Here is a 16,081-nt window from a genome sequence, read left to right as displayed (position 1 = left end):
CTTCCAGGCCGCCGGCGCCCCTCGCACCACACGGAAGAAGAAGAACAACAACATGCTGAAAGTCATTTTCGATACCGACCCGGGCGTCGACGACGCCCTGGCCCTGCTGTACCTGCACAAGCACGCCCAGATCGACCTGATCGGTGTCACCACCACCTTCGGCAATGCCTCGGTGGAGTCGACCACGCACAACGCGCTGTACCTGAAGCAGGCCTGGGGCTTCGCCGCCCCGGTCGCGCGCGGTGCCGATGGCCCGCTGCAGCCGGAAGCCACCCCGGAAGCCTGGCCGGTGCACATCCACGGCCACAACGGCCTGGGCAACCACCCGGTGCCGGCCAGCCTGGACGTGACCGCCGATGCCCGCCCGGCCCATCAGCTGATCATCGATCTGGTCCGCGCCCATCCGGGCGAAGTGACTCTGGTCGCGGTCGGCCGCATGACCAACCTGGCCCTGGCCCTGCAGCAGGCCCCGGACATCGCCGGCCTGGTACGCGGCGTGGTGATCATGGGCGGCGCCTTCCACGTCAACGGCAACATCACCCCGGCCGCCGAGGCCAACATCTGGGGCGATGCCGAAGCGGCCGACGTGGTGTTCACCGCCAGCTGGCCGGTCACCGCGATCGGCCTGGACGTGACCACCCGCGTGGAAATGGACCGTGACGGCCTGGATAAGCTGGCCGCCATCGGCGGTGCCGACGCCGAGCTGGTCCGTGCGCTGTCGCAGGATTACGTCGACTTCTACCTGCAGGCCGGCCACAAGGGCATGGTCGTGCACGACTGCTGCGCATGCATCGCGCTGACCCGCCCGGAACTGTTCCAGTTCGAGCGCGCCAGCGTGCGTGTGGCCACCGACGGCGTTGCCCGCGGCATGACCATTCCCAAGCCGGAAGGCCTGGCATTCGGCCCCAGCGTGTGGGACGGCCACGTGGTGCAGTCGATTGCCATCGGTGTGGATGCGGCCGCGGTACTGGCCGACATCGAGCAGACCCTGAAGGTCTGACCGTCTAGCGCTTGGCCCTGCCCGGGACCGTCTCGGGCAGGGTCCACAGCACCGGCAGCACCAGCACCGCCACCAGTGCGATCATCGCGCCCGGCGCCGCCGCCCAGCCGCTGCGCTCCACCCACCATTGCGCCAGCCACGGCGTTGCGCCGCCGAAGAAGGCAGTGGCCATGGTTACCCCCAGTGCGAGACCGCTGACCCGGCCTTCGCCTGGGAACTGCTCAGCCGTGGCCGGGGCGGCCACCGCGCTTACACCGCCGGCCACGCAGGCCAGCAGCACCGCAGCCAGCACGATGCCCAGCGCCGTCGCCTGTGCCATCCACGCAAACAGGGACAGCGGCAGCAGCGCTGCCAGCACGGTCAGGCCCAACAACACCGGCCGTCGTCCGACCCGGTCCGACAATGCGCCACACAGGGGCGTGATCGCAATCACTGCCACCGCCGCGATCGTCGACAGCCACAGTGCGTCACCCTCATCGTGGCCCTGCGCGTGCAGGAATGCAGGCACATAGGTGATGCCCACGTAGTAGGTGATCGATCCCAGCGCCGAAATCGCGAACGTGCGCGCCACCGCCAACGGATGATGCTGCAGCACATGCCGCAGCGGTGTGGCGGGAATGCTGCCTTCGCGGCGCTGGCGCTCGAACTCCGGCGACTCGTGCATGCCCGAACGCGCAATCAGGATCACCTGCGCAAGCGCAGCGCCGACGAGGAACGGAATCCGCCAGCCCCAGCTGTCCAGCTGCGGTGTGGGCAGCAGCGCGACGGTAAGTGCAGAGATCGCCACCGCCAGCAGTGCGCCCACTTCGCTGGCCGCCGAAGCCAACGACGTAACCAGGCCGCGTCGGCGCGCCGGTGCGCTTTCCAGCAGGTACGCCACCACGCCGGTATATTCGCCGCCCACCGAGAACGCCATCACGCAGCGCAGCACCAGCAGCAGCACGCCGGCCGTGGCGCCTGCGGTGGCCGCGGTCGGCAGCAGCGCGGTGGCCAGCATTGCCGCTGCCATCAACGCCATCGACGCAAGCAACATCCATCGCCGGCCGAGCCGGTCACCCAGGTGACCAAAGCACAGCGCGCCCAGCGGACGCATAAGGTAGGACACGGCGAATCCGGCCAAGGTGACCAGCAGCGCCTGCTCGCCACCGCCGAAGAACACCCGCGACAGCACCGTGGCGAAGTACAGGTACAGGGTGAAGTCGTACCACTCCACCACCGTGGACAGGCCGGCCACCCACATCGAGCGCTGTCGCGCCACAGTCATTGCGTATTCGCCTTCAACAGCCTCGATCCCGGTTGGGCAGGTTCGGCGCAGCGTGGCATGGACGGGGTGAAATACCGGTCATCGGCTATCGGCTGCCTGCATGTACTGGGCTTCATGGCCGCTGAAGCGCTCACCGTCAAAGCCGAAGCAGAAGCGTCCTTGCTCGAACGCGCGGTAGACCAGCAGCGCACCGTCGAGGCAGAACTGCTGCTGATCCACGCCTGTTTCCAGCGTCCCGTAGCCAGCGCAACATCCAGCGTATCGGGATCGTGTTCGGCAAGTTGCTTCAGTGCGTTGGCGTAGCCACCCGGAAACGCGAGCCGTTCGTAGTGCTGGTGGAACGCCGCGCAGGCCTGGGTGTGCAGCAGCTTGCGTTCCGGGTCACGCCAGCGCAACGCAGCACTCTCCCGGATGGCCCGCGGCAACCGGTTGATCTCATCCGCATTGGCTCGGATCAGGCGTTCCATCAGGGCACGGGGATGGGCCTTCGTGCCTTCCATGTGGTTTGTCAGGGGTCAGTTCCCTTTCCCTGCGGGAACGGGATCTGCCCCACTTCAGGTCACGGCGCGCGGCGCAATGTCACCAGGGTGATCTCCGACGGCACGCCGATGCGTGCCGGGAAACCGGCCCAGAGACCCGCACCATTGCTCACGTAAAGGGTCATCCCGTCCACGTCGTAGCGGCCGGAGACGAAGCCACCATTGGCCCGCCTCACCAGTTGGTCCATGCCGATGATCTGCCCACCGTGAGTGTGCCCGGACAATTGCAGCTTCACGCCGCGCGCCGCCGCCTCTCGCGCGTTGCGCGGGCGGTGGTCAAGCAGGATCACCGGCGCAGAGGGATCGGCGCCGGCCAAGGCGGCGTCCAGATCCGGCAGCGGCAGGCCGTAGCGTGCGGCCACCGGATCGGTGACCCCGGCAATGGTCAGCGCTGCATCACCGCGTCGTACCTGCAGGTGGCTGTTCTCCAGCACCTGCATGTGCAGCGCACGGAACGCCTGCATCCATGCCTGGTACTGCGCGTAATACTCGTGGTTGCCGGTAATGGCGACGACACCGTCCGGCGCCCGCAGATCAGCCAGAGGACGCGCGTCGTCACGACGGGCCTCCACACTGCCGTCGATCAGATCGCCGGTGATCACGATCAGATCCGGCGCCAATGCGTTGCTCTCATCCACCACCCTGCGCACCCAGTCGCCGGTCAGCAGGCGGCTGGCATGGATGTCGGTCAGCTGCAGCACGCGATAGCCGTCGAACGCCGCTGGCAGCCCGGCAACGCTCACCTCGATCTGCCGGGGCTGGGGCACTGCCATGCCCTGGCTGACACCATAACCACTGACCAGCAGGGCCAGCACGCCGGCCGCCGGCCGCAAGCGCCGCGTGCGCAATGCGGCTACCGCACGTGGCCAGCGCAGCAGGCGGGACGCGAGCAGGCCCACATCCATCGCCAGCATCAGCAACGCCAACAGCAACACCGCCGTGGAGCCGGTGGCCAGCGTGGCGATGGCCAGCTTCGGGATTTCCGGCGACGCCATGGTGCCCCAGAAGGTGGCGACGATACGCAGCTGCACGGCTACGCCCACCAGCAGCAGCGACAGCACGACCTTCAGCCAAGTGGACATGCGCAGTGGCCAGAACAGGCGCCAGGCCACATACAGGCCCATCAACAAACCGATCGTACTCAGCACTGCAACCATCCAGAAGGGGAAACGAGCCCGCCATGGTGAAGGTTGCGGGAGATGTTGTGTAGAGCCGAGCCTGCGCTCGGCTGCTCGGGACGCAGTCGAGCACGGCTCGACTCTACAGAAAGCCAGTAGAGCAGGCCCGACTCTACGGATGGCCCAGGCGCTGCACCCGCAGGCGGGCGATACGGCGTTTTTCCATCGCCAGCACGGTGATGCGCACGCCCGCCACCTCCACCGCATCGCCGATGTCCGGCAGCCGGCCCAGCTGCTCGAGCACCAGCCCGGAGATGGTCATGTAGTCGGCACTGCGTGGCAGCGATACGCCGGTCAGCCGCTGCAGGTCGTCCAGAGTCAGTGCACCGTCGGCCTCCCACTGCTCCTCGCCCTGCGCGACCACGCCATAGCGCTCGTCCTGGGTATCGACCAGATCGCCGGCAATCGCCGCCAGCAGATCGTTGGCGGTCACCAGGCCCTCCACGCTGCCGTACTCATCCACCGCCACTGCCAGCGGTACCGGATGCTGGCGGATCAGTTCCAGCGCCTGCAGCGCACTGGCGCTGGACAGCACGTACTGCGGCTCGCGCAGGTTGCCTTCCAGCTGCAGCGGCCTGCCCTGCAGCAGGTCGGCCAGCAGATCGCGGCTCTGCACCACGCCACGCAGGCTGTCCAGGTCACCCTCACCCACCAGCAGGCGGGTGTGCGGCGACGCCACCAGGCGCGCCACGACGTCCTCCTGCCCACGCGCCAGGTCGATCCACTGCACATCGGCGCGCACGGTCATTACGCTCGACACCGGCCGGTCGGCCAGGCCCAGCACGCTGCGGATCATTTCGTGTTCGGCCGGCTGCAGGCGCTCTTCGGCGTCCACCTGCGCGTCCAGGCCTTCATCGTCGTGGCCATTGGCCGGGCGCGCGCCGAGCATGCGCAGCACCGCATCAGCGGTGCGCTGCCGGAACGGCTGGCGACGCTCGTTGCGCTCACGGTTGAAACGCACCCACTGGTTGAAGGCTTCCACCAGGATCGAGAAGGCGATCGCCGCGTACAGGTAGCCCTTCGGGATCTTGTAGCCCAGGCCCTCGGCCACCAGGCTGAAACCGATCATCAGCAGGAAGCCCAGGCACAGCACCACCACGGTGGGATGCTTGTTGACGAAGCGGGTCAACGGCTTGCTCGCCAGCAACATCAGCGCCATCGCGATGGTCACGGCGGCATACATCACGCCCAGGTTGTCGACCATGCCGACCGCGGTGATCACCGAATCCAGCGAGAACACCGCATCGAGCACCACGATCTGCGCCACCACCATGGCGAAGCTGGCGTAGACCTTCTTGCCATCTTCGTGGTGCGCGCGGCCTTCCAGCCGTTCGTGCAGCTCCATGGTGCCCTTGAACAGCAGGAACAGGCCACCGCCCAGCAGGATCAGGTCACGCCCGGAAAAGCTGTGCTCGAACAGCGTAAGCAGCGGCTCGGTCAGTTTCATGATCCAGGCCAGCGCCGCCAGCAGCACCAGCCGCATCAGCAGGGCCAGTGCCAGGCCGATCACCCGCGCGCGGTCGCGCTGGTGTGGCGGAAGCTTGTCGGCAAGGATCGCGATGAACACCAGGTTGTCGATGCCGAGCACGATCTCAAGCACGACCAGGGTTGCAAGGCCCATCCATATCGAGGGGTCAGCCAACCATTCCATTTCAGGTCCGTTTCGTCAGTAGGTAAGGGAGAAGAACAAACACTCAGTCTGCGTCCTGCGTGTGCGACGGGTCGTACCCGAGCAGGTCGCCAGGCGTGCATTGCAGCTCCCGGCAGATCGCATCCAGCGTGGAAAAGCGGATGGCGCGCGCCTTGCCGGTCTTCAGGATCGACAGGTTCGCCAGGGTGATGTCAATGCGCCCGGCCAGCTCGGACAGGGTCATGCCCCGTTCCTGCAGCACGCGGTCCAGGGTGATGACGATTGCCATCAGATGACACCGTCGAGGTCATCGCGCATCGCCGCGCCCACGGCGAAGACGCGTGCCAGCACGAACAGCATCATCACCGCCACCAGCCCGGTGATCGACATGCCGCCGCCCACCTCCATCCAGGTGAAGTCCGGGCCCATCCAGGCCGCGTAGGCGCCGATCAGGATCGACAGCAGCTCCATCGCCAGCATCAGCCACGCCATCCGTTGCAGTCGCTGCGCATTGGCGTGGGTGAACGGCCTTTCGCGCGCCGCCGATTTCAGCAGCCGCAGCAGATGGCGCAGGAACAGCAGGCACAGCACAAGCAGCGCGACGATCGCAGCCAGCCCCAGGCAGAAGTGCAGGAACAGAGCGTTGCCGTGTGCAGCAGCGGCAGCGGCATCGTGGACGCTGTCGAGCAGCCAGCGACGGTCGTGCGCGACCAGCGGCACGGCCAGCAGTGCGGCCAGGATGCCCAGCCAGCACATCGCCCGGACGGCTTGGACGGCGGCCTGGGCCAGGGTGAACAAGCCTCGCGCGGGTCTGGCGCTGGCGGGACGAGCGGTCAAGCGGCCTCCGGCATTGGGGCGGCCTCGCCGCCCCAGGGTGGATTTATCGATAAACGATATATCACAACCTGCATGAAAGGCTGAATCGCGGGCATGGGCAGCCTGCGCGGCGCGGGGCCAGCGTTATTGGCTGGGTGCAGCCTGCTCCAGCATCGCTTCGCCCGGCGTCACCGAGGCCATCGCCTGCACGCCGGCCTCGGCCGCCTGCCGCGTGACCAGCCGGAAACGCACCTGCAGCTTGGCCTGCCCGGGCGTGGCCCAGCCGTACTGGATCGCCACCTGGTCCGCCGACAACGGCCCACGGCCTGGCAGCGAGCGCGCCTGCAACGGCGTTGGCGCCGCCTGCACCAACCGGGCAAAGCCCTTCTGCACGACCGCCGCGTCGGCCTTTTCGGCGTAGACCGTGCACGTGCCATCGTCAGCCCAGCTGACCGCATAGCGGCCGCTGGCCAGAGGCACCATCCAGGCCACGCCCGACTGCCCCTGCAGCAACGTTGCCGCCTCGGCAGGCTGCAGCGGTGACAGCCCGTTGGATTCCATCAACGACTGCAACCGCGCCGGCGCGCCGATGTGCTGCATGCAGGCGGTATCGAACAAGTCACTGAAAGGGTCCTGCGCCTGTGCGCTGGCCTTGGGTGAACGTGCAGGCTGCGCCGCCGCCAGGGCAGGCAGCAGGGCCAGGATCAGCCAGGAGGCAGGGCGCATTGGAACTCCACGGTACGGAAAACAGCAGGGAGGATGGCAAAGCCCTGGCGCGGCGCGCAATGGTCATGGCTTGACAGCAGGCTTGGGCGGGAAGATTATCAATTAACGAATTAGTTAATTAGCTCGCCATGGACCGTATCTTCGAAGCCCTCGCCTCCACCGCCCGCCGGCAGATCCTGGCCTATCTCAGCGCCGGTGAGCTCAGCGCGGGTGAATTGGCCGAGCGCTTCGATTTCAGCAAACCGGCACTGTCCAGCCACCTGCGCATCCTTGAGGAAGCCGGCCTGATCGAACGGGAGAAGCGCGGCCAGTTCGTGTACTTCCGGCAGGTGCCCGACCGCCTGGCCAACACGTTGTTCTCGTGGGCGGCCGAAGTCTGTCCGGTCGGTGGCCCGCTGAAGCGCGAAGCACGCGCCCGCCGCAAGTCCCCTGCCCGCTAAGCCACTCCGCCGAGGAGCATGACCATGCCTGGTTCGACCCGCGACCGCCGTTCGTTTCCAGGCGTACAGCTTCCGGCACTGGAGGGTGGCAGCCCGACCGAAGTCACCCTGATCGCGCAGCTCGGCATCGGTGCCGGTGACGCGCTGGTGAGTGACGCCGGCCAGCGTCAGCGCCACCACCCGGCGTTCATCGATGCGTTGGATGAACCTTCGGCGCGACTGGGTGGCATGCACCTGCAGCACGGGGATGCCTCCTCGCTGTACAGCTTCACCGTCGGTGCCGGTGGCCACCCGTTTCATCGCCATGCAGGCCCGCGCATGTTCACCGCCATCGCCGGCAGCGCGGGAGCCGAGCTGCGTTTCGCCACCGTCTCCGACACGCAGCTGGCAGCAGATCCCGGTGCCTTCGCGCGCACGCTTCGGCGCATCCGCATCCCACCGGACTGCCTTTTTACCGTGCGCTTCGGCGGCGGCACCTGGCACCAGTTCGCGTCGAACCATCCTGCACATCCGGCGCTGTTCGCGCTGTCCTGCCACAGCAATGAACTGGCCGGCTCGATGAGCGAGCAGGCGCGTGCACAGGTGGAGCGCAATGCTGCCGATATCCCCAGCCTGACCGAGGTGCTTCCGGAATCGCACTGGCCTTCGGGCACCTCGCTTGCGGCGGCACCGCTGTTGCGACTGTCGCTGCAGGCGGCGCCTCCCAGCCTGTGCGCACACCTGTGCGCGCGTACCCGTGCCCTGCTCGGCCCGCTGCGCCGCATCCCCGTGCGGCCGCTGCGCGGGTTCGTCGAACGCGCCACACCGGCCTATCCCATCCATTCGCGGCCCGCCGCCACCGATGGCCTGCTGCCCACAGCGCTACCGCACAGCCACTACCAGGACCTGACCACCCTGTGCCTGGAACCCTCGCAGGTGATCCACCGTTCCGCATCGGCACTGCTGGCCGATGTACTGGACGGCTTCCTGCGCAATCCACCCAGCGGCGTAGGCTATCTGATGGCGCTGCGAAACCGACTGGTGGCACCGTTGCGGTTGCGCACGTCGCCGCTGGGATGCCCGGTGTCGTCACTGCTGTCTACCGATCACAGCCGGTTGTTCGCTGGTCGATTTCCGGTGCTGGATTCGCACATCGATACGCAGGACAACGACGCCGAAGTCCTGCTCGGCGCCGACGATCGGCACCTGCGTTTCCGCAGCAGCGTGCGCGTGCAGCGGCGTAGCAATGGACATGTCGAGGTCAGCCTGGGCTCACGCGTGCAGACCCTCAATGCGTTCGGCGGCATGTACATGGCACTGATCGACGTCGGGCACCGGCGCTATGTCGCGCCGGCACTGCTGCGTCGTGCGGTGGAGCACGCCTTGGCACCGGACCTGGCCAATCTTGGGGATTCGGCAGCACACCCTACGCACTGCTGACCCTGGAACGCGATGCGCCGGGCGCTGAGCGGTTCCGGTTAGATCACGATTTCGCCCTCGTCCTCGCCATCCCAGTAGTGGATACGGCTGGCGCGCACATGGATCAGTACCAGTCCCGGTGTATCCACTCCCTGTTCGAACCACCGTTCCAGGTCCTTCACCCAGTGCTCGCGCATCGTGGCCCGATCGCGCACCAGCGCCGCCCTTCCCTGCACGTGCACGAACAGCGGCGGCTTGCCCAGCAGCGATTTGCTGCCGGAGAAACCCAGTGCGACGGTGGGGTCAGCCTCGATCTCGCGCACCATGTCGGTGTCTTCCATGGTGAAGAACCAGCTGTCACCGTCATAGTCCACGTCACCGTTGTTGCTCATGGGGCGACCGGCAATTTCTCCACTGGCGTGGGTCTGCAGCATCGTGAAATCGATGCCGGCCATTTTCTTGGCAAGTTCTGGGAGGGTGAGCTCGGTCACGGCGCGGTCCTTGATCGGAGGGACGCCCAGCGTCTGCGCAGAGCGGTGACCGGAAAGTGGATGAGCACTTGCGGCCTCTTCACGGGAAACGAGATACGGCGCATGGTCCGGGCGTGACGCACTCCACACCGCCATGCTTACGTTAAAAGCAGATAGAGGAACGCCCCTGCGGAGCACCACACCCAGCTAACAGGGGCGTGCCCGAGAATCGCGCAACCCCGTGGCACGACCGGCATGGCAGCCGGCGTGCACGCGGCGACTCCTCCCCAACCGCATGGCCTCCACATGGATCTGTTCGCCTGGCTCGCGTTCGGCTGCTATCTGTTGGCGTTCTTCATTGTCTCGCTGTTTGCTGCGGCCTATCTGAAACGCTCCGACTTCATGCCCTACCACGGCCAGGCCGTGGGCAGGCCGTGGGCGGAGATCGACCCGCGCATGCAGGTGCTGCTGATGGCACTCATCCGCGTGGTCGGCGCCGGTTGGATCGCGCTGGCCGGCGCCGGCGCGATGCTGGCCTGGCTGATCTTCTTCGGGGGTCACCTGGCACTGCCGCAGCTGCTGGCGTTCCAGCTGTTCTGTCTGGTCGCCACCCTGCCGCCGGTCCTGGTTGCGTCCGGCGTGCGGCGACGCACCGGTGCGCGTACTCCGGTACCCGCCGGCGCCGCGGTGGTGCTGCTGTCGGTCATCGGATTCGTGCTGGCGCTGTTGTCGCTACCGCAGTGAGTTCCCTTTCTCTCCCCTCCCCCACGAGGCTCCACGATGAACCCCGAATCGATCTTCTACAGCGTGGTCAACGGTGATCTTCCACGTTCCCAGGCCGGCACCCTGCTCGGCTGGCGCTTCATCGGCTATGACGATGCACTGCGTCGCATCCAGGTCGAGTTCGACGCCGGGACGGTGCTCACCAACCCGATGGGCAACGTGCAGGGCGGATTCCTGTCAGCGATGCTGGACGACTGCATGGGGCCGGCGATCTACGCCACCCTGCCAGCCAACCGCATCGCGGTCACGGTGGAATCCAAGACCAGTTTCGTCAACCCGGCACGGCCGGGGCTGATCATCGGCTGGGGCGAAGTCGAGCACAGCAAGGGCAGCATCGCCTTCACCCGTGGCTGGCTGACCGACCCGGCCGGCAAGGTACTGGCTACCGCCAGCGCCACCTTCCGGGTGGGTGCGCTGCGCTGGCGCGGGCTCTCGATGCCGCGTCCCATCGCGCGCCGGATGATCGCGCGCACGCTGCGGCGCGTGCATGCGCGCATCGGCTGATGCGTGTCCTCAACGTGCGTTGCGGCCGCCGCCGGCCACCCGCACGCGGTCGCGGCCCTGCGCCTTGGCCTGGTACATGGCCGCGTCGGCGGCGCGCAGCAGGGTGCGCCAGCCCAGCGCATCGGTGCCCCCCTCGGCTACGCCGAAGCTGGCAGTGACCCGCAGCACGTTGCCTGCGGCCAGTGCGATGTCCAGCTGCCGCATGGCCACGCGCAGCGACTCGGCCAACTGGCGGCCGCCGTCCAGATCGCCGTCGGCCAGCAGCACCAGGAATTCCTCGCCACCGTAGCGGGCGATGCTGTCGCTGCGGCGCAGGTGGCGCTGCAGCAGCTGTGCCACCTGCACCAGCACCTGGTCCCCAGCAGCATGCCCATGGCCGTCGTTGATGGCCTTGAAGCGATCGATGTCCAGCAGGATCACCACCGCGCTGTTGCCACCGTCGGCATGGCGCTGCTGCACCCTCTGGTCCAGCGCGCGCCGGTTCAACAACCCGGTCAGTTCATCGGTGCCGGCCAGCTGGCGCAGCTCGCTGGTCAATGCCGAGCGCTCGCGCGACTTCTCGCGCAGCACTTCGATGGCATCGAACAGGCGCTGCATCTCGGCCAGCGGGTGGGTCACGTGCTGTTCCGGGCCGGGCGCTTCCGAGGCGATCTGGATCACCTGCTTCTGTGCCTGCAGCAGCGGCCGCAGGATCTGCAGATGGGCAATGCGCAGCGCCACGCCCAGCACCACCAGCGTGCCAAGCACCGTCGCCACCAGCACCACCAGGCGCGTCGCTTCGCGGTTGCGGGTGCGCTCGAAACGGGCGATGGACACGCTCAGGTAACCGTCACGCAGCGCTTCCAGCGACCGCAGGGTCGGTACGTAGCGCGTGGTGAACTCGGCGGCGGTCCACGGCGGCGACACGCCACGCCGTCCATCTTCGATCAGCCGTTCGATCATCGGCAGCGATTCGCCGAAGAACTGCCGGCGTGCCATGTCCCAATGCCAGGACAGCGTCGGATCGCTGCGGAACACGGCGTCATGGCTGCCTGCCAGCCGCCACAGTTCCAGCAGGCGGCCTTCGGTCTGCAATGCCGCCCGCACCTGTTCGTCACGCCAGGCCCCCGGTACCGCCACCGGCGCCATCACGTTCGAGGCCAGGCGGCCGCCATGCTCGCGCAGGTCGATCAGCACCTGGCCCTGCATCGCCGGGATCGCCGCTTCGCGGTCGGCACTGACCAGCACGCTGATCTGCGTCGAGGTCAACACGTGCAGGCGATCGACCACGGCGAACATGCTGCTGATCGCGCGCTCCACGTCTTCCACCCGGCGCGCGTCGTGCGGCTGTGCCGCCACCTGGTCCACCGCGGCCCGCGCCGACTGCAGGCGACGTCGCGCGTCGGCCAGCAGCCCATGTTCGTCGACCACGCCCGGATCGGCCTTGAACACGGTGTCCAGTTGCAGCAGGGCGGTGTCGACCCGCTTGCGCGCAACCGCCAGCTGCGCGGCCAGCCGCGCCTGTTCGGCCGCATCGGCCGTATTGGCTCCCAGCAGGCTGTTGGCGGGGCCGCGCTCGGCCGACACCCGGTTGGCCAGGTCGAAGGTCTGCTGCAGCCGGCGCAGGCTGACCAGGTTGTCCTCGGCGGCGGTGAAGCGCAGCGTGCCCTGCACCAGTGCGATGGCCATCAGCGGCAGCGTACAGACTACGAACAGCCCGGCCAGGATCCAGACCCAGGTCCGCAATCCGATGGGCGACGCCTTGCGGGCCATGCACATTTCCCCTGTCGTGCGGAACACTGTAGCGACCGTCTGCACAGGCGCCAAGCCGCTAGCGGGCCAACCGTGGCCGTCGGTACACCGTGCCCGCCGCGAACGCACCGACAAGGCCGCGCGGACACTCGAATCGGGACAAATACGTCATGCCCCGCCGCGTCAGATCCAGCGCTGGTCGACCAGTTCGCGCTTCACGTAGGCATAGAACACCGGCGCGGCGACCAGGCCCGGCAGGCCGAAGGCCGCCTCCATCACCAGCATGGCCAGCAGCAGCTCCCAGGCACGCGCCTGGATTTCGCCACCGACAATGCGCGCGTTGAGGAAGTACTCCAGCTTGTGGATCACGATCAGGTACAGCAGCGCCGCCACCGCCACGTAGAACGAGACCGACAGTGCGACGATGGTGATGATCGTGTTGGAGATGATGTTGCCCACCACCGGTAGCAGGCCGGCCAGGAAGGTGATCAGCACCAGGGTCTTGGACAGCGGCAGGTGCACTCCGAACAACGGCAGCACGCCCAGCAGGAAGATCGCGGTGAACACGGTGTTCAGCAGCGAGATCTTCACCTGCGCGAACACCACCTGGCGGAACGCGGTGGCCAGGCGGCTGGTGCGCCCGACCAGCTCCTGCGCCAGCGGACCCATCTTCGGCAGCGGCAGTTCGTCATACAGTGCGATCATCGCACCCAGCACCATGCCGATCAGCACGCGAACACCCACCTGGACCACCGAGGTACCGGCCACGCCCAGCTGGCGCTGATGCTCGGCGGCCCAGTCGTTCAGCGCCGCGCGCAGCGCTGGCATGTCTTCGGGAATGTAGGGTTGCAGCAGCGCCGGCACCTGGTGCCGCGAGGTGTTGAGGATCTCCATCAGGCGCGCCAGCAAAGCATCCGGGCCACCGGTCTCGTTGCGGAAGAACGAGGCCACGCCGATCCCGGCCAGCACCAGCGCGCTGATGATGATCGCCGACAGCACGATCACGGCGATTGCCCGTGCGCGTCCCGGCGGCAGCCTGCCTTCCACGGTGGAAGCCAGCAGGTGGGTCAGCTGGAACACCAGCAGGCCGGACAGAAGGGTGACCACCAGGCCCAGTTTCAGCGCCAGCCACATGCCCAGCAGCATCATCAGCCACGCCGCGATCCTTGGAATGGGGGGCTTGGGCTGGGCAACGAGAGCGTCTTGCATGGGAGCGCGTCCGGGCGGGGTGGCCCATGGTAGAGGATTGGCGTGCCGATTCCGCGTGCAGGATGAATGGGTATTTCATCCTCGTTCGGCGGCAGCCGTGCCGTCCCCACGCGCGCTCACTCGCCGTAGCTGGCGGTGTTCTTGCCCTGGCGCTTGGCGTGGTACAGCGCGCGGTCGGCCAGTGCCAACCAGTCCTCGACACTGCCGCCACGCGGCGTGGCCGCAATGCCGATACTGACGCTGAATTCCACACCCGGCGTGGCCTGCCGCGCGGCCTCGAGCAGGTGCAGGCGCACCCGCTCGGCCACGTGCATCGCATCGACGGGCGCGCAGTCGCGCAGCAGCACGACGAACTCATCGCCCCCCAGGCGCGCGGGCGTATCACCGGGCCGGGCAACGGTGCGCAATGTCGCCGCGATATGCCGCAGCACCTCGTCACCGGCGCGGTGGCCATGCGAGTCATTGATGCGCTTGAAGTCGTCCACATCGAGCATCAGCAGGCAGGCAAACCCGCCCTGGCCCTGTGCCCGGTCCAGCGCCTGCTGCGCACGCAGGATCAGGAAGCCACGGTTGGCCAGCTCGACCAGCGGGTCCATCCGGCTGAGACGCTGCAGCTGGCGGTTCTGCGATTTGACCCGGCGCGCCAGCTGCCAGCTGAGAATGCTCAGGCCGATGCCATACACGAACAGGAACGGGACACTCAGCACGATCGTGCGCTGCGAGGTGACCGGCTGGTAAGGGAAGCCGAGCACCCACCAGGTGAGAGCGAAGCCCAGCATCAGGGCCAGCGTGGCGCGCATCGCCAGGCGAACGCCACCGGCAGCGATCTTGTCGGCCACCAGCAGTGCGGCGAACAGTGCACTGGGCACCGCGCTCAACGCCATGAAGGCGATCCAGCCACCACCGAAAAAGGAGTCGGCCACCATGCAGCGGAACTGGACGAGCGCGGGCTGGCCGGAGCGCTGGGTCAGCATCAATGCCAGCGCAGGCCACGCCAGCGCGTTGAGCAGCAGCAGGACCCACGCCAGCGGCCCATCGTGGCGCTCGAGGATGATCGAAGCGATGGGGATTGCCCCCAGTGCATTGCCGACGAAACGCATCCAGCCGATGCGACGTGCCGCGCCAATGCCTTCGACCGCGCCTTCCGCCGAATCGGTGAAGAATGGCATTGCCCCCCCCTTGCGCGATCGCACCTGCTGCCACGGCCCTTGCCGGGCTGCCTGCGATGAGTCTGACAGCTTTGCGTCAATTCGGGATCAAGGTCGCGGCACGACGCGCGGGCCGGCCGCCCTGCTCCGGCTGCCCTGCCTCGCCTGCGCTACCGCCCAGGCGCCGCTGTCGAACCGCGCAGCATGAAGCTGAACTCCAGCGTCTGCTGAAGCGGTACATCGACCTGTTCGATGATGGCGAGCAGCAGGTTGACCGCGCGCTCACCGATTTCACGCATCGGCTGCCGGATGGTCGTCAGCGGCGGGGTGAGATAACGCGAAGAGGCCAGGTCGTCGAAGCCGACGATGGAGAGCGCTTCCGGAACGCGGATGCCCCGGTCGCGACAGGCCGCCAGTGCCCCCAGTGCCATCTGGTCGCTGAAGCAGAACACCGCGGTCGGCACGGGCGTGCCGTCCAGCAGCGCCATCACCGCCGCATGCCCGGACTCAACGGAAAAGTCCCCGGGCACGATGCTCAGCTGGCGCAGGCGACCCCGCGCCTTGCCGGCGGCCCGGACCCCTTCCAGCCGCTGCTGGTGCAGGGGGTTGTCAGGTGGCCCGCCGACCACGGCGATCCGTTCGTGCCCCAGGCCGTACAGGTGCTCCATCACCGCGCGTGCGGCGGCCGCGTTGTCGATATGGACGCTGGGGATGCCCAGTGCGGGGTCGAACTCGCATCCATTGACCACCGGCGCAGCTGCGCCGCGCTGCTCGACGATTTCGCGCGCGGTCGGTGGCAGGCGATGGCCCAGCACGATCATGCCGTCGGCCTCATTGCGCCGGAGCATCTGTGCGTAGCGCTCCTCACGATCGGGTTGATGCTGGGTATCGCCCAGCAGAACCGCGTAGCCGACCGCCTGCGCGGCCTCCTCCGCACCCTGCAGGATCTGTGCGAAGAACGGATTGGCGATGTCCGGGACGGTGACCAGGATCTTGCCGCTGCGCTGGGTCTTGAGCGTGCGGGCCACCGTGTTGGGCACATAGCCCAATGCGGCGGCGGCCTGCTCGATGCGCGCACGGGTGGCCGGCAGCACCTTGTCTGGCCGGGAAAGCGCCCGTGACACCGTGCCTGCGGAGACGCCGACGTGCCTGGCGATGTCGTAGATGGTGGCCATGGCGTTAGTTCTCCTGTCCGCTGTGCAGTGCACAACAGGTCCTGCGTGCGCCCCTGCTAGGATAATGCAA

17 protein-coding genes are annotated in these 16,081 nt (G+C 67.5%); 5 read left to right on the top strand and 12 right to left on the bottom strand.

Annotation, left to right across the window (positions count from 1 at the left end):
• Positions 1 to 52 precede the first annotated feature (52 nt).
• Positions 53 to 1,000: a nucleoside hydrolase gene (locus RCF13_RS19605; protein ID WP_134968082.1), complete on the top strand. Its 948-nt coding sequence runs from the start codon at positions 53 to 55 to the stop codon at positions 998 to 1,000.
• Between the two features lie 4 nt (positions 1,001 to 1,004).
• Here the strand turns inward: RCF13_RS19605 and RCF13_RS19600 are convergent, their stop codons facing one another.
• The 7 genes from RCF13_RS19600 to RCF13_RS19570 form a co-directional block, all read right to left on the bottom strand.
• Positions 1,005 to 2,264 carry an MFS transporter gene (locus RCF13_RS19600; protein ID WP_134968081.1) on the bottom strand — a complete coding sequence of 420 codons (1,260 nt, stop codon included), beginning with the start codon at positions 2,262 to 2,264 and terminating at the stop codon, positions 1,005 to 1,007.
• Positions 2,261 to 2,764 carry a hypothetical protein gene (locus RCF13_RS19595; protein WP_231352601.1) on the bottom strand — a complete coding sequence of 168 codons (504 nt, stop codon included), beginning with the start codon at positions 2,762 to 2,764 and terminating at the stop codon, positions 2,261 to 2,263. The genes RCF13_RS19600 and RCF13_RS19595 overlap by 4 nt, the downstream gene beginning before the upstream one ends.
• Before the next feature lie 59 nt (positions 2,765 to 2,823).
• Positions 2,824 to 3,960, bottom strand: coding sequence for a metallophosphoesterase (locus RCF13_RS19590; RefSeq protein ID WP_061479176.1), 1,137 nt, complete (start codon positions 3,958 to 3,960; stop codon positions 2,824 to 2,826).
• A 133-nt stretch (positions 3,961 to 4,093) separates the two neighbouring features.
• Positions 4,094 to 5,632 carry a TerC family protein gene (locus RCF13_RS19585; protein WP_134968080.1) on the bottom strand — a complete coding sequence of 513 codons (1,539 nt, stop codon included), beginning with the start codon at positions 5,630 to 5,632 and terminating at the stop codon, positions 4,094 to 4,096.
• A gap of 43 nt (positions 5,633 to 5,675) precedes the next feature.
• Positions 5,676 to 5,900, bottom strand: a complete 225-nt coding sequence (locus RCF13_RS19580; protein WP_061479178.1) for a helix-turn-helix transcriptional regulator — start codon at positions 5,898 to 5,900, stop codon at positions 5,676 to 5,678.
• A complete protein-coding gene (locus RCF13_RS19575; RefSeq protein WP_134968089.1) occupies positions 5,900 to 6,367 on the bottom strand; it encodes a DUF2975 domain-containing protein in 468 nt (155 codons plus the stop codon). Before RCF13_RS19575 ends, RCF13_RS19580 begins: the two co-directional genes overlap by 1 nt.
• Before the next feature lie 204 nt (positions 6,368 to 6,571).
• Positions 6,572 to 7,153 (bottom strand): hypothetical protein, encoded by a 582-nt coding sequence (locus RCF13_RS19570; RefSeq protein ID WP_061479179.1) that lies wholly within the window; start codon positions 7,151 to 7,153, stop codon positions 6,572 to 6,574.
• Between the two features lie 128 nt (positions 7,154 to 7,281).
• Between RCF13_RS19570 and RCF13_RS19565 the strand changes: the two genes are divergently transcribed.
• Positions 7,282 to 7,593, top strand: coding sequence for a metalloregulator ArsR/SmtB family transcription factor (locus tag RCF13_RS19565; protein ID WP_004147836.1), 312 nt, complete (start codon positions 7,282 to 7,284; stop codon positions 7,591 to 7,593).
• Between the two features lie 24 nt (positions 7,594 to 7,617).
• Positions 7,618 to 9,012 (top strand): DUF2867 domain-containing protein, encoded by a 1,395-nt coding sequence (locus RCF13_RS19560; RefSeq protein ID WP_134968079.1) that lies wholly within the window; start codon positions 7,618 to 7,620, stop codon positions 9,010 to 9,012.
• Between the two features lie 38 nt (positions 9,013 to 9,050).
• On the opposite strand, the gene RCF13_RS19555 is transcribed toward RCF13_RS19560, so the two are convergent.
• Positions 9,051 to 9,482 carry a pyridoxamine 5'-phosphate oxidase family protein gene (locus tag RCF13_RS19555; RefSeq protein WP_134968078.1) on the bottom strand — a complete coding sequence of 144 codons (432 nt, stop codon included), beginning with the start codon at positions 9,480 to 9,482 and terminating at the stop codon, positions 9,051 to 9,053.
• A gap of 285 nt (positions 9,483 to 9,767) precedes the next feature.
• Here RCF13_RS19555 and RCF13_RS19550 point away from each other — a divergent pair, with 285 nt between their 5' ends.
• Both RCF13_RS19550 and RCF13_RS19545 read left to right on the top strand, forming a co-directional pair.
• Positions 9,768 to 10,205, top strand: a complete 438-nt coding sequence (locus RCF13_RS19550) for a hypothetical protein (protein WP_134968077.1) — start codon at positions 9,768 to 9,770, stop codon at positions 10,203 to 10,205.
• 36 nt (positions 10,206 to 10,241) lie between these two features.
• Positions 10,242 to 10,748, top strand: coding sequence for a PaaI family thioesterase (locus tag RCF13_RS19545; protein ID WP_231352600.1), 507 nt, complete (start codon positions 10,242 to 10,244; stop codon positions 10,746 to 10,748).
• Between the two features lie 9 nt (positions 10,749 to 10,757).
• On the opposite strand, the gene RCF13_RS19540 is transcribed toward RCF13_RS19545, so the two are convergent.
• From RCF13_RS19540 to RCF13_RS19525, 4 genes are all read right to left on the bottom strand, one after another.
• Positions 10,758 to 12,500 (bottom strand): GGDEF domain-containing protein, encoded by a 1,743-nt coding sequence (locus RCF13_RS19540; RefSeq protein ID WP_134968076.1) that lies wholly within the window; start codon positions 12,498 to 12,500, stop codon positions 10,758 to 10,760.
• A 162-nt stretch (positions 12,501 to 12,662) separates the two neighbouring features.
• Positions 12,663 to 13,688 carry an AI-2E family transporter gene (locus tag RCF13_RS19535; RefSeq protein WP_053497611.1) on the bottom strand — a complete coding sequence of 342 codons (1,026 nt, stop codon included), beginning with the start codon at positions 13,686 to 13,688 and terminating at the stop codon, positions 12,663 to 12,665.
• Between the two features lie 116 nt (positions 13,689 to 13,804).
• Positions 13,805 to 14,857 carry a sensor domain-containing diguanylate cyclase gene (locus RCF13_RS19530; protein WP_061479183.1) on the bottom strand — a complete coding sequence of 351 codons (1,053 nt, stop codon included), beginning with the start codon at positions 14,855 to 14,857 and terminating at the stop codon, positions 13,805 to 13,807.
• Positions 14,858 to 15,006: 149 nt separating this feature from the next.
• Positions 15,007 to 16,011, bottom strand: a complete 1,005-nt coding sequence (locus RCF13_RS19525; protein WP_134968075.1) for a LacI family DNA-binding transcriptional regulator — start codon at positions 16,009 to 16,011, stop codon at positions 15,007 to 15,009.
• Positions 16,012 to 16,081: the final 70 nt, after the last annotated feature.

This window comes from Stenotrophomonas maltophilia group sp. RNC7 (genome assembly GCF_030910085.1).
GTDB classification, from domain to species: domain Bacteria; phylum Pseudomonadota; class Gammaproteobacteria; order Xanthomonadales; family Xanthomonadaceae; genus Stenotrophomonas; species Stenotrophomonas sepilia.
The sequence above is the reverse complement of the archived record's forward strand: the minus strand, read 5'-3'. Positions and strand labels throughout refer to the sequence as shown.

What these genes read in the sequence shown, in the direction of transcription:
- RCF13_RS19605 (WP_134968082.1), top strand. Translation starts at nt 53, where the DNA reads ATGCTGAAAGTCATTTTCGATACCGACCCGGGCGTCGACGACGCCCTG.
- RCF13_RS19600 (WP_134968081.1), bottom strand. Translation starts at nt 2,264, where the DNA reads ATGACTGTGGCGCGACAGCGCTCGATGTGGGTGGCCGGCCTGTCCACG.
- RCF13_RS19595 (WP_231352601.1), bottom strand. Translation starts at nt 2,764, where the DNA reads ATGGAAGGCACGAAGGCCCATCCCCGTGCCCTGATGGAACGCCTGATC.
- RCF13_RS19590 (WP_061479176.1), bottom strand. Translation starts at nt 3,960, where the DNA reads ATGGTTGCAGTGCTGAGTACGATCGGTTTGTTGATGGGCCTGTATGTG.
- RCF13_RS19585 (WP_134968080.1), bottom strand. Translation starts at nt 5,632, where the DNA reads ATGGAATGGTTGGCTGACCCCTCGATATGGATGGGCCTTGCAACCCTG.
- RCF13_RS19580 (WP_061479178.1), bottom strand. Translation starts at nt 5,900, where the DNA reads ATGGCAATCGTCATCACCCTGGACCGCGTGCTGCAGGAACGGGGCATG.
- RCF13_RS19575 (WP_134968089.1), bottom strand. Translation starts at nt 6,367, where the DNA reads ATGTGCTGGCTGGGCATCCTGGCCGCACTGCTGGCCGTGCCGCTGGTC.
- RCF13_RS19570 (WP_061479179.1), bottom strand. Translation starts at nt 7,153, where the DNA reads ATGCGCCCTGCCTCCTGGCTGATCCTGGCCCTGCTGCCTGCCCTGGCG.
- RCF13_RS19565 (WP_004147836.1), top strand. Translation starts at nt 7,282, where the DNA reads ATGGACCGTATCTTCGAAGCCCTCGCCTCCACCGCCCGCCGGCAGATC.
- RCF13_RS19560 (WP_134968079.1), top strand. Translation starts at nt 7,618, where the DNA reads ATGCCTGGTTCGACCCGCGACCGCCGTTCGTTTCCAGGCGTACAGCTT.
- RCF13_RS19550 (WP_134968077.1), top strand. Translation starts at nt 9,768, where the DNA reads ATGGATCTGTTCGCCTGGCTCGCGTTCGGCTGCTATCTGTTGGCGTTC.
- RCF13_RS19545 (WP_231352600.1), top strand. Translation starts at nt 10,242, where the DNA reads ATGAACCCCGAATCGATCTTCTACAGCGTGGTCAACGGTGATCTTCCA.
- RCF13_RS19540 (WP_134968076.1), bottom strand. Translation starts at nt 12,500, where the DNA reads ATGGCCCGCAAGGCGTCGCCCATCGGATTGCGGACCTGGGTCTGGATC.
- RCF13_RS19535 (WP_053497611.1), bottom strand. Translation starts at nt 13,688, where the DNA reads ATGCAAGACGCTCTCGTTGCCCAGCCCAAGCCCCCCATTCCAAGGATC.
- RCF13_RS19530 (WP_061479183.1), bottom strand. Translation starts at nt 14,857, where the DNA reads ATGCCATTCTTCACCGATTCGGCGGAAGGCGCGGTCGAAGGCATTGGC.
- RCF13_RS19525 (WP_134968075.1), bottom strand. Translation starts at nt 16,011, where the DNA reads ATGGCCACCATCTACGACATCGCCAGGCACGTCGGCGTCTCCGCAGGC.